This window comes from Rickettsiella endosymbiont of Aleochara curtula (genome assembly GCF_964030935.1).
Taxonomy (GTDB): domain Bacteria; phylum Pseudomonadota; class Gammaproteobacteria; order Diplorickettsiales; family Diplorickettsiaceae; genus Aquirickettsiella.
In genome coordinates, this window is sequence record NZ_OZ034990.1 from 219719 (window position 1) to 244420 (window position 24702).

The 24702-nt window shown below is 39.7% G+C and carries 19 protein-coding genes and 2 rRNA genes; 13 read left to right on the forward strand and 8 right to left on the reverse strand.

Annotated features, from left to right (window positions below; all coding sequences use genetic code 11):
- The first annotated feature begins 463 nt into the window (after positions 1–463).
- Positions 464–3584: ribosomal RNA gene (locus AAHF87_RS00925) — 23S ribosomal RNA — on the forward strand.
- 226 nt (positions 3585–3810) lie between these two features.
- Positions 3811–3926: ribosomal RNA gene (rrf, locus tag AAHF87_RS00930) — 5S ribosomal RNA — on the forward strand.
- Between the two features lie 396 nt (positions 3927–4322).
- Here the strand turns inward: rrf and AAHF87_RS00935 are convergent.
- On the reverse strand, positions 4323–4589 hold the full coding sequence (locus AAHF87_RS00935; protein ID WP_342146365.1) for a hypothetical protein: 267 nt from the start codon (positions 4587–4589) through the stop codon (positions 4323–4325).
- 330 nt (positions 4590–4919) lie between these two features.
- On the reverse strand, positions 4920–6389 hold the full coding sequence (locus AAHF87_RS00940) for a hypothetical protein (protein ID WP_342146367.1): 1470 nt from the start codon (positions 6387–6389) through the stop codon (positions 4920–4922).
- A 281-nt stretch (positions 6390–6670) separates the two neighbouring features.
- Between AAHF87_RS00940 and AAHF87_RS00945 the strand changes: the two genes are divergently transcribed.
- On the forward strand, positions 6671–7771 hold the full coding sequence (locus tag AAHF87_RS00945; protein ID WP_342146369.1) for a D-alanine--D-alanine ligase family protein: 1101 nt from the start codon (positions 6671–6673) through the stop codon (positions 7769–7771).
- A 3-nt stretch (positions 7772–7774) separates the two neighbouring features.
- Here the strand turns inward: AAHF87_RS00945 and AAHF87_RS00950 are convergent, their stop codons facing one another.
- The gene (locus tag AAHF87_RS00950) at positions 7775–8506 is read right to left on the reverse strand and encodes a hypothetical protein (RefSeq protein WP_342146370.1); all 732 of its coding nucleotides are present in this window, start codon (positions 8504–8506) and stop codon (positions 7775–7777) included.
- A 36-nt stretch (positions 8507–8542) separates the two neighbouring features.
- A complete protein-coding gene (locus tag AAHF87_RS00955; protein ID WP_342146372.1) occupies positions 8543–8818 on the reverse strand; it encodes a hypothetical protein in 276 nt (91 codons plus the stop codon).
- A 359-nt stretch (positions 8819–9177) separates the two neighbouring features.
- Here AAHF87_RS00955 and AAHF87_RS00960 point away from each other — a divergent pair, with 359 nt between their 5' ends.
- Positions 9178–10581, forward strand: a complete 1404-nt coding sequence (locus AAHF87_RS00960; RefSeq protein WP_342146373.1) for a metallophosphoesterase — start codon at positions 9178–9180, stop codon at positions 10579–10581.
- Positions 10582–10635: 54 nt separating this feature from the next.
- On the opposite strand, the gene AAHF87_RS00965 is transcribed toward AAHF87_RS00960, so the two are convergent.
- Positions 10636–11277, reverse strand: coding sequence for a hypothetical protein (locus AAHF87_RS00965; protein ID WP_342146374.1), 642 nt, complete (start codon positions 11275–11277; stop codon positions 10636–10638).
- Between the two features lie 277 nt (positions 11278–11554).
- Here AAHF87_RS00965 and AAHF87_RS00970 point away from each other — a divergent pair, with 277 nt between their 5' ends.
- The 9 genes from AAHF87_RS00970 to nuoI all read left to right on the forward strand — a co-directional run bounded on the left by AAHF87_RS00970 (position 11555) and on the right by nuoI (position 20170).
- Positions 11555–11911, forward strand: a complete 357-nt coding sequence (locus tag AAHF87_RS00970) for an NADH-quinone oxidoreductase subunit A (protein ID WP_342146376.1) — start codon at positions 11555–11557, stop codon at positions 11909–11911.
- Entirely contained in the window at positions 11902–12384 is a 483-nt protein-coding gene (locus AAHF87_RS00975; protein ID WP_422395876.1) for a NuoB/complex I 20 kDa subunit family protein, read from the forward strand. The genes AAHF87_RS00970 and AAHF87_RS00975 overlap by 10 nt, the downstream gene beginning before the upstream one ends.
- A gap of 3 nt (positions 12385–12387) precedes the next feature.
- On the forward strand, positions 12388–13083 hold the full coding sequence (locus tag AAHF87_RS00980; protein ID WP_342146378.1) for an NADH-quinone oxidoreductase subunit C: 696 nt from the start codon (positions 12388–12390) through the stop codon (positions 13081–13083).
- 4 nt (positions 13084–13087) lie between these two features.
- The gene (locus AAHF87_RS00985) at positions 13088–14341 is read left to right on the forward strand and encodes an NADH-quinone oxidoreductase subunit D (RefSeq protein WP_342146380.1); all 1254 of its coding nucleotides are present in this window, start codon (positions 13088–13090) and stop codon (positions 14339–14341) included.
- Positions 14338–14847 (forward strand): NAD(P)H-dependent oxidoreductase subunit E, encoded by a 510-nt coding sequence (nuoE, locus tag AAHF87_RS00990; protein WP_342146382.1) that lies wholly within the window; start codon positions 14338–14340, stop codon positions 14845–14847. Before AAHF87_RS00985 ends, nuoE begins: the two co-directional genes overlap by 4 nt.
- Positions 14837–16117, forward strand: a complete 1281-nt coding sequence (gene nuoF, locus AAHF87_RS00995; protein WP_342146384.1) for an NADH-quinone oxidoreductase subunit NuoF — start codon at positions 14837–14839, stop codon at positions 16115–16117. Before nuoE ends, nuoF begins: the two co-directional genes overlap by 11 nt.
- Before the next feature lie 153 nt (positions 16118–16270).
- Entirely contained in the window at positions 16271–18658 is a 2388-nt protein-coding gene (gene nuoG, locus AAHF87_RS01000; RefSeq protein WP_342146385.1) for an NADH-quinone oxidoreductase subunit NuoG, read from the forward strand.
- A complete protein-coding gene (nuoH, locus tag AAHF87_RS01005) occupies positions 18648–19676 on the forward strand; it encodes an NADH-quinone oxidoreductase subunit NuoH (protein WP_342146386.1) in 1029 nt (342 codons plus the stop codon). The genes nuoG and nuoH overlap by 11 nt, the downstream gene beginning before the upstream one ends.
- On the forward strand, positions 19673–20170 hold the full coding sequence (nuoI, locus tag AAHF87_RS01010) for an NADH-quinone oxidoreductase subunit NuoI (protein ID WP_342146387.1): 498 nt from the start codon (positions 19673–19675) through the stop codon (positions 20168–20170). The genes nuoH and nuoI overlap by 4 nt, the downstream gene beginning before the upstream one ends.
- An 11-nt stretch (positions 20171–20181) precedes the next feature.
- On the opposite strand, the gene AAHF87_RS01015 is transcribed toward nuoI, so the two are convergent.
- The 3 genes from AAHF87_RS01015 to AAHF87_RS01025 all read right to left on the reverse strand — a co-directional run bounded on the left by AAHF87_RS01015 (position 20182) and on the right by AAHF87_RS01025 (position 24595).
- On the reverse strand, positions 20182–22935 hold the full coding sequence (locus tag AAHF87_RS01015; protein WP_342146388.1) for a hypothetical protein: 2754 nt from the start codon (positions 22933–22935) through the stop codon (positions 20182–20184).
- Between the two features lie 365 nt (positions 22936–23300).
- Complete coding sequence (locus tag AAHF87_RS01020) at positions 23301–24308, reverse strand: hypothetical protein (protein WP_342146389.1); 1008 nt, start codon at positions 24306–24308, stop codon at positions 23301–23303.
- Positions 24309–24355: 47 nt separating this feature from the next.
- Positions 24356–24595, reverse strand: coding sequence for a hypothetical protein (locus AAHF87_RS01025; protein ID WP_342146391.1), 240 nt, complete (start codon positions 24593–24595; stop codon positions 24356–24358).
- Positions 24596–24702 lie beyond the last annotated feature (107 nt).

The window sequence follows — 24702 nt, forward strand, 5'->3', positions numbered from 1 at the left end:
AGGAAAAAATAATAAGAAGCCAGGAAGGTAAAAAAGGAGATCGTAGTCGTCTTAGGCGACTATAGAGAAGTTCATTAACAAAACAGAAATCTGTAAGAAGGCGCGAAGATATAAAAGAAGTAACATTTTTTTATGATCTTCCAAGAATGAAATAATGAAGTTGTTTTATAACAATTTCAGGGTATGTTGCATTCAGCGAAAAGAACCAGAAAGAGAGGAATCCAACGAGTCAAAGCTTGCAAGCTTTACACTTAAGTTGGCGAGAAGTTTTTATGTTTCTCTTAAAAAAGTGAAATAAAAGCTGATCTAGAAAATCAAGTATTTTAATTTAGTTCGAGGCGGGCGCGCTTTGAGAAGCGCAGTGTACTGGAAAGTACATGAGCATTCGAAAAGTAAGTCCAACGAAAAAATAAATTAAAAGACGAAGATTGTTCACCGATAAGAGTAACGAGTTGGGTTCTCAGATCAAGTAATGAAGCGCAGAAGGTGAATGCCTTGGCAGTCGAAGGCGACGAAAGACGTGGAAGCCTGCGAAAAGCTTCGGGGAGCTGGCAAACAAGCTTTGATCCGGAGATATCTGAATGGGGAAACCCGATCTATTTTATATAGGTCATTGTTAACTGAATACATAGGTTAACAAAGCGAACCGAGGGAACTGAAACATCTAAGTACCTCGAGGAAAAGAAATCAAATGAGATTCTGCAAGTAGCGGCGAGCGAACGTGGAAGAGCCTTCACGAGCTAGTTAATAGGTTAGCCAAAAGGTCTGGAAAGGCCTGCCATAGAGGGTGAAAGCCCCGTCGGCGAAAATCTGTTAATGAGACTAAACGTGAAAACAAGTAGGGCGGGACACGAGAAATCCTGTTTGAAGATGGGGGGACCATCCTCCAAGGCTAAATACTCTCGACTGACCGATAGTGAACCAGTACCGTGAGGGAAAGGCGAAAAGAACCCCGGTGAGGGGAGTGAAATAGAACCTGAAACCGTCTGCGTACAAGCAGTAGGAGCTCCGCACTTAAATTACTTTGTAGACCAGTTAATAGAGATATGAAACTGAAAAATAAAGAAGACTATTAGGATAATAATAAAAAACAAAATTAAAGATTATTGTCTTAGATAGTACACAGAGTAATTAAAGTGCGGAGTGACTGCGTACCTTTTGTATAATGGGTCAGCGAGTGACTTTTAGTGGCAAGCTTAACCGAATAGGGTAGGCGAAGGGAAACCGAGTCTGAATAGGGCGTTGAGTCGCTAGGAGTCGACCCGAAACCGAGCGAGCTAGCCATGTCCAGGGTGAAGCTTGGGTAACACTAAGTGGAGGCCCGAACCCACATCTGTTGCAAAAGATGGGGATGAGGTGTGGCTAGGAGTGAAAGGCTAAACAAGCTCGGAGATAGCTGGTTCTCCTCGAAAGCTATTGAGGTAGCGCCTCGTGTTAACGACTAGGGGGTAGAGCACTGTTTCGGTAAGGGGGTCATCCCGACTTACTGAGCCGATGCAAACTTCGAATACCTAGGACGTGATGCACGGGAGACACACGGCGGGTGCTAACGTCCGTCGTGAAAAGGGAAACAACCCAGATCACCTGCTAAAGTCCCAAAAGTTAGGTTAAGTGTGAAACGTAGTGGAAAGGTTTAAACAGCCAGGAGGTTGGCTTAGAAGCAGCCATCCTTTAAAGAAAGCGTAATAGCTCACTGGTCGAATCGGTCTGCGCGGAAGAATGAACGGGGCTCAAACCTAATACTGAAGCAGTGAATGTCATTGATTTACGAATTAATGATGTGGTAGAGGAGCGTTCGGTAAGCCGTTGAAGGTGACTTGTAAAGGTTGCTGGAGGTATCCGAAGTGCGAATGCTGACATGAGTAACGATAATGCGGGTGAAAACCCCGCACGCCGAAAGTCCCAGGATTCCTGCGCAACGGTAATCGACGCAGGGTGAGTCGGCCCCTAAGGCGAGGCGGAAACGCGTAGTCGATGGGAAACAGGTTAAAATTCCTGTACTTTTATAGACTGTGATGGGAGGACGAAGAAGGCTAGGTTAGCCGGAGACTGGTAGTTCCGGTTTAAACGTGTAGAGAGAATCTCTAGGAAAATCCGGAGGTTCGTTAATCTCGAGGCGTGATGACGAGTTGTTAACCTCGGTTAACGATGAAGTAATTGATGCCCTGCTTCCAGGAAAACTCTCTAAACTTCAGGTCTATAGGAACCGTACCGCAAACCGACACAGGTGGACAGGTAGAGAATACTAAGGCGATGAGACAACTTGGGTGAAGGAACTAGGCAAATTGGCACCGTAACTTCGGGAGAAGGTGCACCTTTTTTGGTGATTGGGTTTACCCCAAAAGCTGAGGGAGGTTGAAATAATCAGGTGGTTGCGACTGTTTACCAAAAACACAGCACTCTGCGAACTCGAAAGAGGAAGTATAGGGTGTGACGCCTGCCCGGTGCCGGAAGGTTAATTGAAGTGGTTAACTTGCGCTGAGATGGCTTTTGAAATTGAATTAGAGAAAAGAATAATTCGAAGAGAAAGATCAAAAGTCATGTCAGCGCAGGTGAAGCTGCGGATCGAAGCCCCGGTAAACGGCGGCCGTAACTATAACGGTCCTAAGGTAGCGAAATTCCTTGTCGGGTAAGTTCCGACCTGCACGAATGGCGTAACGACAGCCACACTGTCTCCACCCAAGGCTCAGTGAAATTGAAATCGCTGTGAAGATGCAGCGTACCCGCGGCAAGACGGAAAGACCCCGTGCACCTTTACTACAGCTTTACACTGGACTTTGAATTTAACTGTGTAGAATAGGTGGGAGGCGATGAAGCGAGTTCGCTAGAATTCGTGGAGCCGACCGGTGAAATACCACCCTGTTAAAGTTGAAGTTCTAACCTAGGGCCCTTAACGGGTTTGGGGACAGTGTATGGTGGGTAGTTTGACTGGGGCGGTCTCCTCCTAAAGAGTAACGGAGGAGCACGAAGGTACCCTCAGCGCGGTCGGACATCGCGCATTGCGTGTAATGGCACAAGGGTGCTTGACTGCGAGACAAACACGTCGAGCAGGTGCGAAAGCAGGTCATAGTGATCCGGTGGTTCCGAATGGAAGGGCCATCGCTTAACGAATAAAAGGTACGCCGGGGATAACAGGCTGATACCGCCCAAGAGTTCATATCGACGGCGGTGTTTGGCACCTCGATGTCGGCTCATCACATCCTGGGGCTGAAGCAGGTCCCAAGGGTATGGCTGTTCGCCATTTAAAGTGGTACGCGAGCTGGGTTCAGAACGTCGTGAGACAGTTCGGTCCCTATCTGCCGTGGGCGCTGGAGATTTGAGAGGAGCTACGCCTAGTACGAGAGGACCGGCGTGGAGGTACCGCTGGTGGTCCGGTTGTTTCGCCAGAAGCATAGCCGGGTAGCTACGTACCGACAGGATAACCGCTGAAAGCATCTAAGCGGGAAGCCTCCCTCAAGATAAGATCTCCCGAGGATTTATTCCTCCTAAAGGTCCGTTGAAGACGACGACGTAGATAGGTGGGGTGTGTAAGTACAGCAATGTATTGAGCTAACCCATACTAATTGACCGTGTGGCTTGATTTGAGAATCCAACTGGTTATTCTTTGGAATATACTTTGGAGCTGAATAAAGCATATCCACACAACATTTTTCTTACAGATTTTTTTGTTTTGATAAGCATTATTTAAGAATTATTTCCGTCAATGCGAGGGCAGAAATCCTCGTCATTGCGAGCGCGTAGCGCGCGGCAATCCAACTAGATGGCCACGCTCACTAACGTGAGCTCGCCATGACGGAAATTAAAAGAACGCCTGGCGACCTTAGCGAGTAGGTCCCACCTGATCCCATTCCGAACTCAGACGTGAAACTACTCTGCGCCAATGATACTTTGGGGTTCCCCCATGGGAAAGTAGGGCATCGCCAGGCTACTGTGTAACCAAAAAACCCGCTTAACCGCGGGTTTTTTCTTTATACTCTTCGCAATTGAACTTTTGTCTGTGTTGCCACTCAACTCGCAATCCTCATGTATTATTAATACACTCCGGTTGCTCCGTTTTCGCGGCGCCTTGACAAAAATACAATTCCTTTGAGTATATAATCAGCGTCTTTTTGTTTACTTCTTTGTTGAATGCTTGTTTGCGGTACTCATGTACTTTCCAGTACACTCCGCTACTCAAAAACAATTCGCCTCGAACTAAAGCAACAGACTTGATTATTATAATAGTTTGGCTCATTTCGCAGCGCCTGGCCAAAAATTTAATTGCGAAAAATATATAATTGGTGTCGTGGCGCGCTCACAAAGTGGGCGCGGCCATTTATGAATTAAAATCTAAATGCATTCATACTTCCACCTGCTAATCCAATTGAAAAGTTAAATTCATCAGGAAAATCTTCTCTAAATTTTTGCCTAAAAAAATTAGCATAGACATTTGAATCTGTTCTATCAGTATTTTCGATACTTTGGTTAATGGGATTAGCTATATTTTCTAGGCTGTTAGTTTGGGAATTTATAGCAGTACTGCCATAAGCGGTCACCGGTGTTGATGGTGAAAGCGGAATATTTTCGGATGCTTGATGTTTTTTTGGCATTTTTTTCTCCTGAGAGCTAAGTTAAGAAGATTTATCATACTTGAACAGTATTGATTATTAAACGTAACTTAAATGGATAGCAAAGCTTTTATTTATCTTTGTCTTTTATGCGTAGTTTTACCATTAACTTAACTTTTTTATTAACTTCGAGAAATATTTGAGTCGAGTCTGCTTACGTTTAAGACTTTGATAATTTGCTTAAAAAATTGAAGTGCCAAAGCCATTAAAATCATTATGGAAAGACGTAAGAGAAAAAGTCGCTGATCATCAAAACGCGATTTCTAATGTACCTCAAAATTCTCATGGCTCAAATTAAAGTTTTAAACGGGGTTAGTGATAATGTAACTTCCCCAAATTTTCTTCAGTTTTTATTGTTTCATTATCATATAAATGAGTTACGGTAAACGCATTTGCTTCGCCTTCGGCCAATCGAATGCCATACGGACGTTGACAATAAAATAATGGATACCAGTTTTTAGGATGTGCTAACTCGATAGATTTACTGTAAATAGCCTGCGTCAATGATTCGATTATGAGCGATTGCTGGGTTTTGCAAATATCAGAAATTTCGCGTTTATGAATATGTGATTTTTCCAAGATATATTCTATATATACCTCTCTTGCGGCTTTAATTTCGCTCGCCGTAATCGATGTAAATCGTGGTATTATTTTAATGAGTTCATGCCAATGGTTTATTATTTCATTAATTTTAGGATCGCTCGTTTGATCTAATTGAGGAGGGATCTTCATGAAAAAGTTGGATTTTGGAGCATGGAAGCTAGCATTGTCGGCAAAAAATTCATAATCCACTATCCGAGCTAGATCTGAAAAGTCTTGTATAGTTTTCTTGTCACCAATATAGCAGGAGGGTACGCCTAATTCATGGGCTATAGTGGGCGCATGAGCTAATCCTACTAACAATAGAAATTTAGGATGTTTTTGCTGAAATTGTAGTGCCTCGATGCTTCTTATCATACAAGCATTTCCTACATTGAGCCGATGTTTTTCATCTAATATCAGTTCAGATTGATTGATAAAATTTAACGAATTAACATCACAAGCTTGGAGTTTAATCTGCTGCTCTCTTGCTCTTAATAACAATTTTCCAAATTTATTCAGAAAAGTTTTATCTTGATAAAGCTTATTCGCTCCTTTCTTTATTTCACTGATGATAAGTCTATGATCAGATTTTTGCTGATTAAAATCTTCAAATAAGGGTGAAAAAATGGAGTAAGGTAGCTCTAGATAAAGAATTTTTATTTCTTGAGACTTACAGGTAGGAAGTAAACTGATGAGCGTAGCATAAGAGGAGGCATCGTTATGGACATTTCCGAGTACCAAGCCTGAATTATGCATTAAAATTTGTTGCATCGCAAAGCTTGGGCTTACAATGCCATTGAATAAAGCAAGATTTTTGCTACGTTTACTGTTATGGACCCTCATGCTTTGTGAGAATAAAAGTCCATTATCACTTAACATCAGCGCTTCTGTTTCAGAGCTAGCAAAGTTTAAATTTTTAAAAAAATCACTACATCCGGCGTATGGAAATAACTCACAAAATTTTATCATCTCCGCTTTGCATGTCTGAACAGATTCTGTTTCTAATAATCGTGTCTGCTTATTGAAATGAAAAAGTAATTTTTCTTTCAGCCAAATTTTTTCATTAACATTATCGATCCGGATAGATTTTGATTTTTTTTTATTTTTCTCTAAATTTTTAAGGATTATGTTAAATAAAAAGGAAGTTATTTTTTCTTCAACAGGTTCAAATTCTTCTAAAAAAGCAGCATAATATTTCATAAATAATCTCCTGAACATGAAATCTTTTTTATCATACTAACATGATCATTAGTCCGTCTATGAATAATAGGCTCAAAAAATATGACCTATTTTATAATTTAAAAAAATTGTCAAAAATCCTTTTAATTAAATTCTATATAGATTGATTTTTAGCAAACAATACTCGACTTATGTTTTGATGATCGACGTTATAAGGTAAAGCTGCTTAAGGTTTTCAGGATGGCTTTAATTAAGCTTTATTAGGCTTTATAATGAACTTTTATTATTGTGTATGAGCTTTTATGTCCTTAAAAGAAAATTCAAAGATTAAAGTGGCGGTTCTGTATGGTGGTCGATCGGCGGAACATGAAGTTTCGTTGTTATCCGCAGCTTCAGTGATTAAAAATTTAGATAAAAATAAATTTACCATTACCCCCATCGGCATTGATAAACAAGGCGCTTGTTTTATCAATGAAATGCAACACTTATATTTAAATGACACGATAGTGTTAAAAACTGAAAATGCGCAGTATTTGCATAGTTTAGTAGAACTAAGCCGCGATAAAAAACATCCAGTTGACGTTGTTTTCCCCGTATTACATGGAACTTTTGGTGAAGATGGCACCATACAAGGTTTATTGGAAGTATTAGGTTTGCCTTATGTGGGTGCGGATGTATTAGGTTCGGCCATCGGCATGGATAAAGATGTGACCAAACGCTTAGCCAATGCAGCAGATATTCCAGTCATGCCTTTTTTAAGCTTTAATTCGGGTGTTTGGGCGATTAAAAAACAGCAACTGATACAAAACATTGAACAAAAAATACGCTATCCTCTGTTTGTTAAACCCGCGAATGTGGGTTCAAGTTTGGGTATTACTAAAGTAAAAAAACCAAATGAACTAGCCGATGCCATAGCGATGGCCTTCACTTATAGTACCAAGATATTGCTTGAGCAAGCATTGGAAATCCGTGAAATTGAAACGGCGGTATTAGAGAATCTGCAATGGGGGGCGGACCCTTTAGTGAGTAATGTGGGTGAGATTATCCCTAGTCATGAATTTTATTCTTATGAAGCCAAATATTTGGATCCTAAGGGTGCAGAATTGATTATTCCAGCTGCACTGCAGGAAGGTCAATTGCAACAATTAAAGAATCTAGCCATTAAAATATTTAACTGCTTAGATTGTTCGGGAATGGCTAGGATAGATTTTTTTATTGAAAAACAATCGCAAAAAATCTATTTCAATGAGCTGAATACTATCCCGGGATTTACACAGATCAGTATGTATCCCAAATTATGGGAGGCATCGAGTCTATCCTATCAACAATTATTGACGCATTTAATCGAATTAGCGTTGGTACGTCATCAACGTCTCTCTTTACTGAAGCGATCGCTTAATTAATAATTAAGATTCTAATTTTATTTGCTGAAAAAATTGCGGTATTTGTTGTTGCAGCAGTTTATCGATGGTTGCGGCTCGAGGCTGATACAGACTAGGTCGGCGCGGATAAATTCTATCGTTAACCCAATGCAGTGACCAATCACTGGTGGTGTTGACACAAGCCGTAGCAAAATTTCTTAAATGATACTTTTCCTCAATCTCTAAACAGCCGGCTAAAAAAATATCGACGTAAGATTCGACAATGGGATAAGTAGCGGAGGGTGGAGCGAGTAATTCAGGCTTTAATTCATAGATCCAAAATTGTCCGCGCGGTAATTTTTTCCCCGTTAATAAGTGAATATCGCGTGGCGTAACCAAGACGCGACAGTAATATTTTTCTCGCGCGTCATAATTTCTGAATGAATTGGCAGCGGGTAAGTTGAAGATAGTACCATTAAAATGTGCATGTTTACTTTTAATCACGCCTAAGTAAGTGGTACTAAATCCATCGGATAAACCTTTAGAAAACCAGCCACGTTGATAGTGTTCAACCCAAACCGGTTTATTTTCACCGCTGCGATTATCGGTGGCTTTTTTGGAATTGCTTTCCATCAGTGAGCCATAGGCAATAATAAACTGCCGACTTTGCGAATCGATGGAGGGATGGCAGGCACAAACATCTTTAGCAATCGCGGATTGATTGAATAAAACAATAACAAGAAACATAAAACCTTGCTTTACCATCCATTTATGCATATCAGTCGCTCGTAGAGAATGTTGAATATTGACGCTTTAGTCTATTTTAAGCGTTGTTAGTTTGTAAAGCGTAGGCTGATTAATGCCATGCAAAGGATTTGAAATACTAATGCATTGTGAGGTTATAAGATTATTGTCTAAGTGCGTATTATTTATTTCATTTGCTTTTTCTACAAATACAGTTTTATCATTAGATTCATTCGATATAACCGGTTTAAATAATTTTTCAAATTGAAACGGGGATGTTTTTTTATGATTTTCTTCCTCCGCATTGCAAGTATTTTTTAAGTCTACTTCGCGATTTTTACTCAATTCTTTTTCAAGTTGAAGGTGTTAGTTAATTCCAACTAAACTTTTTTTATATTATTTTAATCAAAATCATAAAATTTAAGACACTTATCGAAAATTAACATTCCTTAGCTCTGCCTCATTTAATGTATCCGAATAAGGTAGCAAAGAATTAGGTCAATTTTTTGTTAGCTTTTTTAACGGCAACATTTTAATTTACTCACTGTAAAATTTTAATTAAATTATAACCTTAAAATTAAAAAATGGTTTTCTTTTTTATTTAGAGGGCGTAATATCAAGGTAATAAAAGCTTAAATTTTTCGGTGAAAACCTTGGATAAAAATGTGGCTTGTAAATGACTTAAATTTAATAAATATAAAATTATGCAGATACACGCTTTAAAAAAAATTGCCTTTTTTGCTTATGTGTTGATAGTGATTTCAACAATTTTTCCTGTTGACATAGCTGCTGCTACGCCAAACTTTTTACCTGCTACAGCGAACGCTAGTTTTGTTAGCGTTGCAGATATCCATTTTAATCCGTTTTATACTTGTAATAAGCGCAGTAAAGCCTGTCCGCTCATTAATAAGCTGGTAGTGGCTCCCACAGCAGCATGGCCAAAAATTCTCGCCGCATATGACACCCAGGCAGCTCGGTATAAAGAAGATACCAATTATGTATTGTTTAAATCGACCTTGAATGAGCTAAAAAAAATCGCTCAGCAGCAGCATTTACAGTTCGTTTTAGTGTTAGGTGACTTCCTCAGTCATGATTATAAAAAAAATTACCAACATTATACCGGCGACACTTCAGAAAAAGGCCTACAACACTTTATTGATAAAACCATGCAATTTATTACCAAAGAATTGGCTGCGGCTTTTCCTGATACCAATGTCTATATGGTTGTTGGGAATAATGATAGTTATGCCGAACACTATAGTTCGCAACCGGTATTTTATAAAAATATCGCACCTATATGGTCTAAGTTAATTCAGAATAAAAAAGATCGTGAGGAGATGCAAAAGGATTTTACTGCAGGGGGATATTACGCCTTAGATATACCAAGCATGAAGAGTACGCAAAAGAGATTGCGCTTAATTGTACTGAATACCGCGTTTTTCTCTACTCGGGGTGTAGGTATGGATCAAGAGGCACAACGCGAATTAAATTGGCTAAAAAAACAACTAGCCTTATTAGACCCTACCCAAAGCAAAGCTTTAATTGCATTACATATACCTAATCTTGCCGAAGCAAGTATTAGTCGCGACATTCCTGTTGCAGCACTCGGACTTTGGCAGTCGCGCTATATCGATCAGTTTCTGCATTTACTTAAATGTTCTGCTCCGCATATTATGGCGATCTTACCTGCGCATTTACATGTGGATTGGGCACAGTTACTGCAATTTAATGGGGTTGCCAATAATGTCGTGATAAGTGCTACGCCATCCATTAGTCCGGTGGTAGGTAATAATCCTGCGTATAAAGTTTATTATTACGATCCACAGCATTATGTGCTTAAGAATTATTTCACTTATTATTATCCATTGCAGGAAGGAAAATGGAAATTAGAGTATGCTTTTAACCAAATCTATCAAGCGGATTGTAAAGTATGCACTTTAGAACATGGTCTTAAGCAATTATCAAAAAATACTCAGTATTTAAAGGAATACAAAAAATTCTTTGCTGTTGGTCGAGAGAGCTCAATTTTTTCAAATCTCATTTACCCTGCGCTGGTATGTAATCTGCAAACACCGAACGAAACCGAGTATAAACAATGTGTATTATAGATATTAGATTTATTAGCAGATGAGGGTCTTTGTTTTTCCGTATGGAAGGATCTATTAAGTCAGCGAAATTAAAGGTCTGCGCCCATTAGATTCGACCGAAGCTTCATAGGAATCTTCATCGATAGAGGATAGTCGCTCTTCAGCATCATTTAAACGATAGTTATTTATGTTGTTGTGCAACGCGTCATTTAGTGGGATTTTTTTAGCTGAAAACAGGCATGAAATAGAGGTAGGGCTAGAAATTTTCTGTTTAGAATATAATTTTTTTGTATACTCTGAGCAGTGTGTTTTTAGTTTGTTCCAATCGATTTCTTGTTGATAACCACTCATTTGATGAAATAACGTAAAAACATTAACTGAAAATAATATTAAAGAAACGATGCAAATTAAAGTAACACTGACGGTGCTAACCGGCAGCGTAGCCAGCGCAATAAGGGAGATGGTCAAACTAACCAATAGACTTAATAATAAAAAAAGTCGAATACGTTCACTGGCCAAAAAAGCGTTATTACATTCTTCGATATACTTATTAAGTGCATGTGCTATTTGTATAGACTCTGGGGGTGTATCTGAGTTTTCAGCAACTGGATGAAGAATGCTATATAAAGCTTCTTTCACTAAATCAACATCACATTCTAGTAGGTAGGGCTGCGTAGAAAGCGGTACCCAATCATAATCCATCATTACAGGGTGCATATTATTTTTCCTTAAAATTTTTAAGCCTATTTGGCATCCTAACATCTATTAAATTAGAGCTCAATCTTTAAGAGTATTCAGAAATTTTTTTAAATTAAATTCACGCTTAGCGATAAAATTTCGTCATCGCGAGCACCGTAGGTGCGCGGCAATCTATTGGATGGCCACCCGAATGAACATTCGCTCGCCATGACGGTGATCTTTGTATTAAGTATAGAATTTTGCCCAGCGAAGGTTGTATACTAGCGACAAAATTGCACAGGGTAATGAAAAAACCATGTTACAAAATTATTTTCCCATACTGATCTTTATTGCTTTTGGCTTATTTGTTGGTGTGGCGGCCTTATCCATCGGTCATTTAACGGGGTTGCAACGTCCTGATCCGGCCAAGTTATCTTCCTATGAATGTGGTTTTCCAGGTATCAGTGATGCGCGACTGCCTTTTGATATCCGGTATTATCTCGTTGCTATATTATTCATCATTTTTGATTTAGAGACGGCTTTTTTATTTCCTTGGGCGGTTTCCTTAAGACGCATAGGCCTACCTGGTTTAATAGCGATGGGAATCTTTCTGGGTTTATTATTGATAGGTTTTATATACGAGTGGAAAAAAGGGGCCTTACAATGGGAATAGAACCATTATTACAACAACAAGGTTTTGTTACTACATCCCTAGATAAGCTGCTCGGCTGGGCGCGTAGTGGGTCCTTATGGCCGATGTCGTTTGGTTTGGCATGTTGCGCGGTAGAGATGATGCATTCGGCTGCAGCACGTTATGATCTGGATCGGTTTGGTGTGGTATTTCGTCCCAGTCCGCGGCAGTCTGATGTCATGATCGTTGCTGGAACTTTGTGCAACAAAATGGCTCCTGCTTTACGCAAGGTTTACGATCAAATGGCCGAGCCGCGCTGGGTGATATCTATGGGATCCTGCGCGAATGGTGGAGGTTATTACCATTATTCCTATTCCGTAGTCCGCGGTTGCGATAGAATTGTGCCTGTGGATGTCTATGTGCCGGGTTGTCCGCCCACCGCAGAGGCGTTAGTGTATGGTGTTATACAGTTACAAAATAAAATAAAAAAAACACACTTTATTGAGCGTACTTAAGCTATGTCAGACGCTGTTCTGCATCTCCAAAAAATAAACCAACGTTTTGATGCGGTTATTCAAGAGATAACCGTTGCGCGTGGTGAAATCAGTTTAGAGATTGCTGCTGAAAACTTACATGAGGTGTGTTTAGCACTGCGCGATGAAGCTGATTTTAAGTTTGAACTATTAGTAGATGTTTGTGTCGTGGACTATGCTGAGTATGGCATCAGTGAATGGACCACCGAACGTTCAACATTAACCGGTTTTGAGCGAGGCGTAGACACCAGCGGTGATCTCCACCCGGTGGCTTGGACTAAACCACGTTTTGGCGTAGTCTATCATTTATTATCACTCACGCATAATCAGCGTTTACGTTTGCGTGTGTTTGCTCAGGGTGAACCACCACAAGTGCCGTCGATCATTAAATTATGGCCGGCAGCTAATTGGTATGAGCGAGAAGCGTTTGATCTGTATGGTGTTTTTTTTAGTGGACATCCTGATTTGCGGCGTTTATTAACCGACTATGGCTTTGTCGGCCATCCTTTTCGTAAAGATTTTCCGTTAACCGGACATGTTGAAGTACGTTATGATGCGACCGAGGGCCGCGTTATTTATCAACCCGTTACCGTGGTGTCACGTACCTTAGTGCCGAAGACCATTCGTAAAACAATGCCTGAAGATACCTTAACCTGTTTTCATAAAAACCAGAACGAGTAAATGCATGCCTGAAATACGTAATTACACCTTAAACTTTGGTCCGCAGCATCCTGCTGCGCATGGTGTGTTGCGTTTAATCTTAGAATTAGACGGTGAGGTTATCCAATCGGCAGATGCGCATATCGGTTTATTGCATCGCGCAACCGAAAAGCTGGCCGAGTCTAAGCCTTACAATCAAAGTATTGGTTACATGGATCGTTTGGACTACGTGTCCATGATGTGTAATGAACATGCCTATGTCTTAGCGATAGAAAAATTATTAGGCGTAACGCCTCCGAAACGTGCTCAATATATTCGTGTCATGTTTGACGAGATCACGCGACTCTTGAATCATTTGCTATGGCTAGGTGCGCATGCTTTAGACATCGGTGCGATGACCGTTTTTTTATATTGCTTTCGCGAACGCGAAGATTTAATCGACTGTTACGAAGCCGTGTCAGGTTCACGTATGCACGCAACTTATTATAGACCAGGCGGTGTGTATCGCGACTTGCCGGACAAAATGCCACAATATAAACCTTCACAATGGCATAATGAAAAAGAAACCCGTGAGATGAATGCTAATCGTGAGGGAAGTTTATTAGACTTTATTGAAAGTTTTATTACACGATTTCCTAAGCTGATTGACGATTATGAAACCTTGCTCACTGATAACCGTATTTGGAAACAACGAACTGTCGGTATTGGTGTATTATCAGCAGAACGCGCTTTACAATTAGGCTGTACCGGTCCAATTTTGCGCGCTTCGGGTGTCGCTTGGGATTTGCGCAAAAAACAACCCTATGAAGTGTATGATGAATTAGACTTTGATATACCAATAGGTAGTAAAGGCGATTGTTATGATCGTTATTTGGTACGCATCGAAGAAATGCGTCAATCAAATGCTTTAATTAAACAATGTGTGGGTTGGTTACGTGCTAATCCGGGCCCAGTGACGTTGACTGAGCATAAAGTGGTGCCACCGACGCGTTTGCAGATGAAAGACGATATGGAATCACTGATCCATCATTTTAAACTTTTTAGCGAAGGTTATTGTGTGCCACCGGGTGAAACCTATGCCGCGATAGAACATCCCAAAGGGGAGTTTGGAATTTATATGGTATCGGATGGCGCTAATAAGCCTTATCGGGTTAAAATACGCGCAGCGGGCTTTCCACATTTGGCCGCTTTAAATGAATTGGTTTCCGGACATATGATTGCCGATTTGGTCGCCATATTGTCCAGTCTTGATATCGTATTTGGTGAAATCGATCGATGAAGAGTGTGACGAATAACAAAAGCGACCTATTGCCAGAAGCATTAAAAATCGCTATTGAGAAATGGGCCAAGAAATATCCACCTGAACGTAGACAATCGGCGGTGTTACCGGCGTTGACGCTTGCTCAAGATTACAATGGTGGTTATTTATCTCAAGACTTAATTGATGCGGTGGCTGATTATTTAGAGATGTCACGCGTGACCGCCTATGAAGTAGCCACGTTTTATACGCTTTATGAACTCAAGCCGATAGGTCGGCATAAGATTGGAGTTTGCACCAACATTTCTTGTATGTTGAGCGGTTGTGACAAAATTGTTAAGCATTTGCAAAATCGTTTGCAAATTAATTTTGGTGAAACCAGCACTGACGAAAAATTTACCTTACGCGAAGTCGAATGCTTGGGTGCTTGCGCAAATGCCCCAGTAGTCCATATCGGACAACGTTATTATGAAGATTTAACACCCGAAAAACTAGATAAAATCTTGGATAACTTAGATGGCGAATGATATTTGTTTTCGTACCTTACATTTTGATGAGCCTTGGAGTTTGCCTAATTATCGGCGTGTGGGTGGTTATCAAGTTTGGGAAAGGATTTTAAAAGAAAAAACCCCTCCGGAAAAAATTATTGCTGAGTTGAAGCTTTCTGGTTTACGTGGTCGCGGTGGGGCAGGGTTTCCGACGGGCTTAAAGTGGAGCTTTATTACGCGCGGCGCTCCAGGTCAAAAATATATCGTGTGTAATTCCGATGAAGGAGAACCTGGAACCTGCAAAGATCGCGATATTTTACGGTTTAATCCGCATCAACTCATTGAAGGGATGGCGATAGCCGCTTATGTGATGGGTGCTAGCGTGGGTTATAACTATATACGTGGTGAATATTATGAACCTTTTGAGCGCTGCGAAACCGCGCTAGCAGAAGCCTACGAAGCCGGTTTATTGGGAACTAATATTTTAGATTCTGGATTTGATTTTCAGTTGTATAACCATTTAGGCGCGGGTGCATATATTTGTGGGGAAGAAACCGCGTTAATGGAATCTTTAGAAGGAAAAAAAGGCTTTCCGCGTTTTAAACCGCCTTTTCCTGCGAATTATGGTTTATATGGTCGCCCCACAACAATAAACAATACTGAAACCTTAGCTTCGGTTCCGGTGATCTTACAAAAGGGTGGACAGTGGTTTTTAGAATTAGGAAAACCCAATAATGGTGGTTGTAAATTATTCAGTGTGACCGGTCATGTCAATAAACCCGGTAATTTTGAGGTGCCGTTAGGCATTTCATTTAAAGAATTATTAGCGCTTGCAGGTGGGATGAAAGACGGCAGAAGTTTAAAAGCAGTGATTCCAGGCGGATCGTCTATGCCGGTGTTAACCGCGGAAGCGATGTGGAATACCACGATGGATTATGATTCGATTGCTAAAGCCGGTTCGATGTTAGGTTCAGGCGCTGTGATCATCATGGACGAAACCACGTGCATGGTGAAAATCCTAACGCGTATTGCACATTTTTATAAAGAAGAGTCCTGTGGTCAATGTACTCCCTGTCGCGAAGGAACCGGCTGGATGTGGCGTGTGTTACACCGTATTGAACATGGACAAGGGCGGATGAGTGATCTGGATTTATTAGATAGTGTGGCAGGAAAGATTATGGGGCATACCATTTGTGCCTTAGGTGATGCGGCGGCGATGCCGGTGCAAAGTTTTATTAAACATTTTCGGAATGATTTTATTGAACATATTGAGCGTAAACGTTGCCCAGTAGGTGATCCGCATGATTAGATCGAAACTGTGTAATTTGCTTGATTTCATTGTTGAACACCTGGCTTCGGTCCTCATTTACTCGAGTAAACTCCGGTCCTCGCCAGTCGTTCGCCGCGAACTCAAGCAAATTTCTGTGTTTCGAAAGAAGTCGATTAGTTGTCGAGAAAAAATATGATAGACATAGAAATAGATGGTCGTACTTTTAACGTCGAACCAAATACCACTATTATAGAAGCGGCCGATAAGGCGGGTATTTATATTCCACGTTTTTGCTATCATAAAAAACTTTCCATAGTTGCCAATTGTCGTATGTGTTTGGTCGAGGTGGAAAAATCCGGGAAACCCTTACCGGCTTGTGCGACGCCAGTAACCGCAGGTATGAAAGTTTATACCACCTCATCGAAAACCAAAGAAGCGCAACGTTCGGTGATGGAATTTTTGTTGATTAACCATCCTTTAGATTGTCCGATTTGTGATCAAGGTGGTGAATGCGAATTACAAGATCTTTCTTTAGGTTATGGCTCTTCACTGTCACGGTTTACTGAAGGTAAACGTTCCGTCAAAGACGATAATTTAGGATCATTGATTGCGACTGAAATGACACGCTGCATACAATGCACACGTTGCGTGCGTTTTGGTCAAGAAATTGCTGGAATTAAAGAATTAGGCACACTGAATCGTGGCGAAGATTTGCAAATCAGCACCTATATCGAACATAGTTTGGAATCAGAATTATCAGGAAATATTATTGATCTTTGTCCGGTGGGCGCACTCACATCGAAACCCTTTAGGTTTACGGCGCGTGCTTGGGAATTACAACAATCGGCTAGCATAGCGCCGCACGATTGTTTGGGCTCGAATATTTATTTACACACGCGTCGCGAACAAGTGATGCGCGCTGTGCCACGTGAAAATGAAGCGATCAATGAAACTTGGTTGTCGGATCGCGATCGATATAGTTATCTCGGCATTCATAGTAAAGAACGCTTAACAAAACCGCATATTAAAGAAAATGGGCAATGGTTTATTGTCGATTGGGAAACCGCGTTAGCAAAAGTAGTGACTGAATTTAAAAAAATTCTGCAAAAACACGGTTCTCAAACTGTCGGGGGTTTGGCTTCGCCTTCCTGTACGACAGAAGAGTTTTATTTTTTCCAAAAATTATTGCGTGGCTTAGGGACATCACACATTGATCATCGTTTACATCAAACCGATGTGTCGGATCAAATGCACTCAGCGCTGTGCCCGCCAGGGATCACGTTATCTGAATTCGAAAAGGCCAATTTTGTGTGGTTGGTGGGTTCGAATATTCGGCGTGAACAGCCGATAGCGGCACATCGTTTACGCAAAGCGAATTTAGCTGGTACAAGAATTGCGAGTCTGCATTGCGTGGATGTCAGCGTTCCTTTTGCATTACATGAAAACTGGTGCGTGAGTCCGGATGCCTTGGTGCCGACTTTATTAGGGATTGCGCAAGCCTTGGCAGCAGATGAAAAATCATTGGCAGCGTTTGCTGAATTCACGCCCATTGACATCGAAAGTGACTTAGTTGAACAATTAAAAGCGGCTGAAAATACGCTGATCGTGTTAGGTGCTTTGGCACATAATCATCCACAAGCCAGTTTAATTCGATCTTTAACGCAGTTTATTGCTCAGCAAACCGGTGCACGCTGTGTGACTTTAAGCGAAGGTGCAAATAGTGCCGGCGCTAGCTTAGCCGGCGCGATACCACACCGTTTGCCGTGCGGTGTTTCTGTCGCTGAACCTGGTTTATCCGCCGCTGAAATGTTCGATGCGGATTTACGTGCGTTTATGTTATTGAATATCGAGCCCACATTAGATTGCGCTAATCCGCAACAGGTCAGTAAGGCATTAAAGCAAGCCGATTTTGTATTGGCTTTATCACCGTTTAAAGCGCAATCCTTATTAGATCATGCGCATATTATTTTACCGATGGCAACATTTGCCGAGATTCAAGGTAGTTTTATCAATCTGGCCGGTTGTTGGCAGAGCTTTTCAGCGGTGATACCGCCATTAGGACAAGCGCGTTCGGCGTGGGAAATTCTGCAAACTTTGGGAAATAGTTTGGAATTAGCGGATTTTAATCGATCCGATCATGCCTTTATTCGCGAAGAACTGGAGCCAACATTACTAGAATATCTTGGCCAAGCTAGTCTTGCGGTTGAGATTGATACACAAAATGCAATCACCCGCGCGAGCATCGCAGACAAAAGTTCAAGTGCGAAGCGTATGAAGAGTATAACGCGTATCAGTGAATGGCCTATTTACGGTGTGGATAGTTTAGTGCGTCGATCCTTAGCCCTACAAGCGTCAGCAACAACTGAACCCGTTGGTGTGGTGATTAATCCTGCATTGGCCAGTGAATTAAATTTTACCTCGGGTCAATTAATTCGTATCGAACAAGGAGTAGGTCAGGCTTTATTACCTTTGTCGATACAAGCAAGTATTCCAGATCATTGTGTTTACATCGCTGCCGGTTGTGAAGAAACCGCTGCTTTAGGCGAATCATTTGGTGAGGTTAGACTCTATGCTGAATGATTTAGTGTTATTAATTTGGATCTTGATTAAGATCATTGTCATTACCATTCCTTTATTACTTACTGTCGCGTATTTAACCTTTATTGAACGTAAAGGCATCGGTTATATGCAAACCCGGATAGGTCCAAATCGGGTGGGACCCTTAGGTTTTCTACAGCCAATCGCCGATGTAGTTAAGTTAATTACCAAAGAAATTATTGTTCCCACCGCATCGAATCGTTATTTATTTATTTTAGCGCCGGTTATTACCATCGCGCCCGCGTTAGCCGCATGGGCAGTTATTCCGTTTAGCGAAGGTTTAGCATTAACACAAATTAATGCCGGCGTACTTTATTTGTTTGCGATTACTTCGTTGGGTGTGTATGGCATTTTAATTGCTGGCTGGGCGACCAATTCTAAATATGCGTTGCTGGGCTCGTTACGTGCCGCTGCGCAGACCATTTCTTATGAAATTGCCATGGGCTTTGCGTTTGTCGGTGTTTTATTAGCAGCGGGCAGTATGAATCTGCATGATATTGTGCTTCGCCAACAAGGCGGCATTTGGCATTGGTATTGGTTACCACTACTACCCTTATTTGTTTGTTATTGGATTTCGGGAATTGCTGAAACCAATCGTGCTCCTTTTGATTTGGCGGAAGGAGAATCCGAAATTGTAGCGGGTTTTCATGTCGAGTATTCAGGTGTAAGTTTTGCTTTATTCTTTCTCGCTGAATATATGAATATGATTTTGATCGCAGCGATTGCCAGTTTATTATTTCTAGGTGGTTGGCTGTCACCTTTTCAAGGCGTCGCAGTGTTAGATCAGGCGTTGGCGTGGGTTCCTGGTATTATTTGGTTTTTTATAAAAATGGCTGGTTTTTTGGGGCTTTTCATTTGGTCGCGAGCGACTTTCCCACGCTATCGCTATGACCAGCTAATGCGTTTGGGTTGGAAAGTATTAATTCCGGTGACTTTACTTTGGGTATCAGTCGTGGCACTAGCGGTACAATTTAAATGGGGTCCTTGGTTTAACGCATGAACTTATTAAGAAAAATAGTACAGCTCATTAAAACCTTTACACTTTGGGAACTTTTTAAGGGACTGGGTGTGACCGGTCGCCATTTTTTTAAGAAAAAAGTCACGATTCAATTTCCCGAAGAGGAAACGCCACGTTCAGTCCGGTTTCGCGGTTTACATGCGTTACGTCGTTATCCCAATGGTGAGGAACGTTGTATTGCCTGTAAATTGTGTGAAGCGGTGTGTCCAGCCTTAGCCATTACCATTGAAGCAGAGCCACGCGATGATGGGTCACGACGTACGACCTTATATGAGATCGATTTGTTTAAATGTATCTATTGTGGATTTTGCGAAGAATCTTGTCCAGTCGATGCTATCGTGGAGACTAATATTCCACATTATCATTTTGAACATCGTGGCGAACAGATTATGACCAAAGAAAAATTGTTGGCAATTGGTGATAAGTATGAGAAACAGATAGCAGAAGAAAGGAAAGAAGATGCCCCTTATCGCTAAGTTAACTCGGTTTATCTAGAAGAAGTTAAGGATTTATAACCCCATAAACGATTACCTCGTGGTATATCCTTTTTTTCATTATATTGATCACGTTCTTGCGCTAGTAATGTATAAGTCTTTAAGCTTTTTTGTGCAGGCTCATAAAATAGGATAGGTAAACGCTTAGAAAACGTAGATTCTATTTCATCTCGACGCTGAATAGCGCTCAAACGCTCTGTAGGCGTGTTACTTTGAATAATAATCGCGCGTAACGCTTCTTTGTTTAGTTTTGCCAATACTTCATTCATTGTACTGGTAGTTTGTATTTTTTCTATAAAACGTTGTTCATTTGTTTCGTTAATACCTTGTATAGAGCTTTTATAGTTGTTGACAGAAGTTTCTTCTCCTACCCATTTATGCTTGTAAGTGATGGCATTGCGCAGCAGTAATGCTTTCACCTGGCATTGCCGACGATCGAACAGGATTCCTCCGTCCGAGCTAAAGAGAAATGTTAATAAATGCGGAGAAAGCAGGGTTGTTGAAGTTTTTTTTGTATGAGAGTAGTTTGTTTTTGGTTTTGGATGTCGATCCTTTTGATAAGAAATAACTTTATCTGTTAAATGAACATATTTCTTAGTACCATCGGTTATTGGAACTGATTTACGTAATGACGACTCTCGATGCTTTGGATTTGCTAATTGCTTCATAAAAAATCTCCAATTGTTGGGTTTAATCACTTTAGCTAATCCATTATTGGTTTTAATGCAGCTTTTTGCTGTTTCAAACGCTTGTTGCTCCTCTTTTTGCTTTAATCGGAAGTCGCATAGATATTGAGTGAAATTCTCGTTGCGCCAATCTGCACCGAATAATTCATTTTTTAGGAGTAAACGATCGACTAGGATTTGCGTAGATAAATCATTCTTTTGTTTTAAATAGCGATAATAACTCCAACTACCTACACCGTTAAGCCAAATTTCTTCTAAGCTTTTCTGAGGAAAGACTTGATCGTTTTGTTTGATATCCTCTAAAAATGCTTGCTCTTTGCTCCATAAATCCTGTTTCTTTGCCTTTTCAGCCAAACATTCTTCAATTAAAAGAATTATTTTTGGATGCGGCTTAGCTAATTTCCCTTCAAAATAATTATTAATACATTCCACTAACAAGGGCTGTTCATTATCGATAAGTAGCGATCGGAGTGTTGAATTTGAGTACCAATATTGGTAAAAAGTATCTTCTATTTCTGGAGCAACTGAGAGGTTGGAAGTAAATAATAAATCAGGTAAACGTTTTTGTAAGTCAATCAAAGGAAAATTCAGCGTTTTAAGTTGTTGTGATGAAAAATTAGAAAAAAATAATGCTAACAAACGAGTGGATTGTAAAGCTAAAACATTATTCAGGAGATTTTGTTTTAAATTATGGAACTTGTAGATGCTTTTAAAGGGATTAATGACAATACGAATAAAGTCTATCCCTAACAGCAACAGCACTATTATAGGAATTACAGCAAGAATCCCTACTACAACAAAAGCACCAATAAAAGGGAAACATCCTATAGACAATCCAGATAGAGTTAGTAAGATGGTTAGAGTATAAGGAATGCCAATGACTGCTAGGGCCGTGAGTAAAGTGAAGCTCAATCCAATCAGACAAAAAATCCCATTTTTTACTCGATTTTCGACTAGATAATTTAGAGTAGCTTTAATCTGGATAAATGTAAAAAAGGATGAGGGTTTAATCGATTTTTTAAAGCGTTGCAGTAAAATTTCTTTGAATTGAGTGTTAAAATGATCGATTCCTTGCTCACTTAATTTTTCGAATAATGCTTCACACACCGCAGCGGAATGATTTTCGAGTAAAAGATTTAGGAATTTTGCGTTAAAAAACTTTGGATTTTCATTAAATAATTTTTTAATCGTTTCATTGTCTATTTTATGCAGTAACGCTAAAATAACTTCTGAAGATTGATTCAAACTCACTATTTTCAAAAATTTAAGCCCATATTCTCGAGTTAATAATACTTGTATTAATTCTTGAGAACTAATATCTTCAATAAGGGCTAAGTGGTGTGGATTTCCCTCTTTCTCTTTTAATTCATCTAAGATAATTGCAGCTGGCAAATTAATTACCAGTATCTCGGTAAGATATCGTTTAATTAAAGCTGAATTAATCACATATTTTGTATCTCCCCAAATAGCTTGTTGTCCCATCCATGGCTTAAAAAAGTCTATGGCTTTATTGACTATATTGCTAGGATCATTGTCATTCTGTGAGAGGGAATAAAATTCTTCCATTCGGTCATCTAAGGAATGAACGACGCTACTTAAGCGAGTTGCAGCAAAGGATAATGCGGCAGCGGTTCTTGCCTCTATACACCCAATATCCCCATCGAAATGTAATTTTTTTGCAAAAGCTTCAAGTTCGTGTTTTTTTTGCATAGCTTCTATAGCCTGTTCAAATTGTTCAACAAGATTTTTTAATCCTAATTGGACAAGCGCGGTAGAAGAATAGCTATTAAAATGCATGGCGGTATTATTGAAATCTCGGATAACTCCTTTTGGTTTGTCTTGGGCATAGGTATAGATAGAATCATCATTTCGATGTTCTACCGCATAACCAATAAAGTCTAAATTAATCTTAATAAATTTTAGACAATCTATAACTTTGTAGGCATTTTCTTTAGTTGTGCTATTTAAGCCTGTATTAGCGATAAAATTGGAAAAACGATTAAGGATTTGAAGTTGATGGGAATATTTGGGCAGTGTGGGGTCTTTTTTGCTAGGAATCATAAGAGCTCCAACTCTAATTTTTAATTAGTATACCTCTAAATTCTTAAGTTTTTTTTAAGAGTTTTTTGGAAGGGTTTAAATAGCAGACCCATTCTGCATTTATTTAAAATAAATGCGTGATATTGAAAGCGGCAGGATTTGGTGACACTAATGGTTTCTATTAGGAAGGTCATTTAGAATGCTAACATTTAAAATACGCGTTCACGGAGTTAAGTTTTCTGAAATATTGCTGACTCGGTGCATGCTAATTGTGTTAGGATGCGCTAAAAATGCCATTTTTGAGTCTTGAATGGAGCATCCCTAAGCTTGTCGATATCATTTTTATCGCGTTTAATGTGCATCCTTGCACACTCTGATGTTAAAAATTACCTGCCCTTAAAACTTGCTGTAGTTGTCCTATCATCATTTGGATTCGGATTGTTGTCTGCCTTTGCGTCATGAGAAGGGCCAGCAGGAGAAATGACATCGACGTTACCTATTACTCTAGCTTGCAGATATTTGGATTTGAACTTTGGTGGTTGTTGAGATAAAGAATTGTCGACAGAGACAACTTCTGCCTTTTTACAAACTTTATATAAACCTAAGCTGCTAATCCCAAGTACAGGGATTAACGCTAATGCAATAAAAGGAGAGAATAAAACGGTCGCGGCGGCAATCAGAGCGCCAATGAGACCGGCAGTGACAAGAATACTGACCACAATCAAAGTTTTTTTGAATAATTGTAGATCGTTTCCCCTGTGATTTCTTGTCAGAGTATTTTGATTTTTAACTAAGGAATCATGAGGATTCCGATTTTGTATAGCTAATTCTTGTGGATTCATCAACGCAATTAACTTATCAAAGGCTTTTAGGTAATGATTATCTCCTCGGTAAATGCAGTAAAGGTTTTCATTATTAATATAATAAATCATTCCTGTTTGTATCTCGAATTTGTCAAGTAACTTGCAAGCGGTGTTATATATAGGCTTATTAGCCGTTGTAGGTAATTTTTCTAAGCTATTTTTTTCTACATCTATTACTTCTGTTTCTTCGTCTTCAAATAAACTATTAACATCATCATTAAGAGTATTGATTTCTTCCTTTATTTTTTTGTAGAGCTTTTGAAATTCACTAGTAAACTTCTTTCCTAATTTCTTAGCTGAGTTGGGTTCTCTGTAGATATTCCACTGTGTTTTAAATTCTTTAAGATTGTATTTTAATTCTGTAAATTCTTGGTTGCTTTTTTCCCCCAATTGTTCTGCGAAATCTTCTATTTTGTCATATGCCTCTTGAGTTAGATTTTTAACCTTATCTGGAAATTTTTTTACTATTTCTTTGAATTCTTCTAAAGTAGATTTTTTATACGAGACTAAGAATACAAAATGATCTTGCAAATCTTTGAATTCAATATCTGCACCTTTGTGGGATAAAGTCTTCTTTGTTAACGTTCGGTAGGGTTTATAAAAAATTTTTCTAACTTGGTTTTTTCCTTTTCGTTGCCATACTGAACCCTAAGATGATGATTATCGTCCTTAACAGGAGGGGTTAAAAAATGAACTGTATTTCCTACTTTATAAGGAATACTCATAGGTTGGTTGTCTATCTTTTTCTGCAATAAAATATTTGGTTGTTCGGTAAGAAAAGTGACTTCTTGAATGTAGGTTTTAATATCCTTAGACATAAAATTTTTCCTTAATGGTATAGGATTATTATTAGACTAACAGTTTTTTATTAAATTTTACTTAAAATAGCATTGCAGAATGTAAGCTAGGCACCAGGAAAAAAGTA

What these genes read in the sequence shown, in the direction of transcription:
- AAHF87_RS00935 (WP_342146365.1), bottom strand. Translation starts at nt 4,589, where the DNA reads ATGCCAAAAAAACATCAAGCATCCGAAAATATTCCGCTTTCACCATCA.
- AAHF87_RS00940 (WP_342146367.1), bottom strand. Translation starts at nt 6,389, where the DNA reads ATGAAATATTATGCTGCTTTTTTAGAAGAATTTGAACCTGTTGAAGAA.
- AAHF87_RS00945 (WP_342146369.1), top strand. Translation starts at nt 6,671, where the DNA reads ATGTCCTTAAAAGAAAATTCAAAGATTAAAGTGGCGGTTCTGTATGGT.
- AAHF87_RS00950 (WP_342146370.1), bottom strand. Translation starts at nt 8,506, where the DNA reads ATGCATAAATGGATGGTAAAGCAAGGTTTTATGTTTCTTGTTATTGTT.
- AAHF87_RS00960 (WP_342146373.1), top strand. Translation starts at nt 9,178, where the DNA reads ATGCAGATACACGCTTTAAAAAAAATTGCCTTTTTTGCTTATGTGTTG.
- AAHF87_RS00965 (WP_342146374.1), bottom strand. Translation starts at nt 11,277, where the DNA reads ATGCACCCTGTAATGATGGATTATGATTGGGTACCGCTTTCTACGCAG.
- AAHF87_RS00970 (WP_342146376.1), top strand. Translation starts at nt 11,555, where the DNA reads ATGTTACAAAATTATTTTCCCATACTGATCTTTATTGCTTTTGGCTTA.
- AAHF87_RS00975 (WP_422395876.1), top strand. Translation starts at nt 11,902, where the DNA reads ATGGGAATAGAACCATTATTACAACAACAAGGTTTTGTTACTACATCC.
- AAHF87_RS00980 (WP_342146378.1), top strand. Translation starts at nt 12,388, where the DNA reads ATGTCAGACGCTGTTCTGCATCTCCAAAAAATAAACCAACGTTTTGAT.
- AAHF87_RS00985 (WP_342146380.1), top strand. Translation starts at nt 13,088, where the DNA reads ATGCCTGAAATACGTAATTACACCTTAAACTTTGGTCCGCAGCATCCT.
- nuoE (WP_342146382.1), top strand. Translation starts at nt 14,338, where the DNA reads ATGAAGAGTGTGACGAATAACAAAAGCGACCTATTGCCAGAAGCATTA.
- nuoF (WP_342146384.1), top strand. Translation starts at nt 14,837, where the DNA reads ATGGCGAATGATATTTGTTTTCGTACCTTACATTTTGATGAGCCTTGG.
- nuoG (WP_342146385.1), top strand. Translation starts at nt 16,271, where the DNA reads ATGATAGACATAGAAATAGATGGTCGTACTTTTAACGTCGAACCAAAT.
- nuoH (WP_342146386.1), top strand. Translation starts at nt 18,648, where the DNA reads ATGCTGAATGATTTAGTGTTATTAATTTGGATCTTGATTAAGATCATT.
- nuoI (WP_342146387.1), top strand. Translation starts at nt 19,673, where the DNA reads ATGAACTTATTAAGAAAAATAGTACAGCTCATTAAAACCTTTACACTT.
- AAHF87_RS01015 (WP_342146388.1), bottom strand. Translation starts at nt 22,935, where the DNA reads ATGATTCCTAGCAAAAAAGACCCCACACTGCCCAAATATTCCCATCAA.
- AAHF87_RS01025 (WP_342146391.1), bottom strand. Translation starts at nt 24,595, where the DNA reads ATGTCTAAGGATATTAAAACCTACATTCAAGAAGTCACTTTTCTTACC.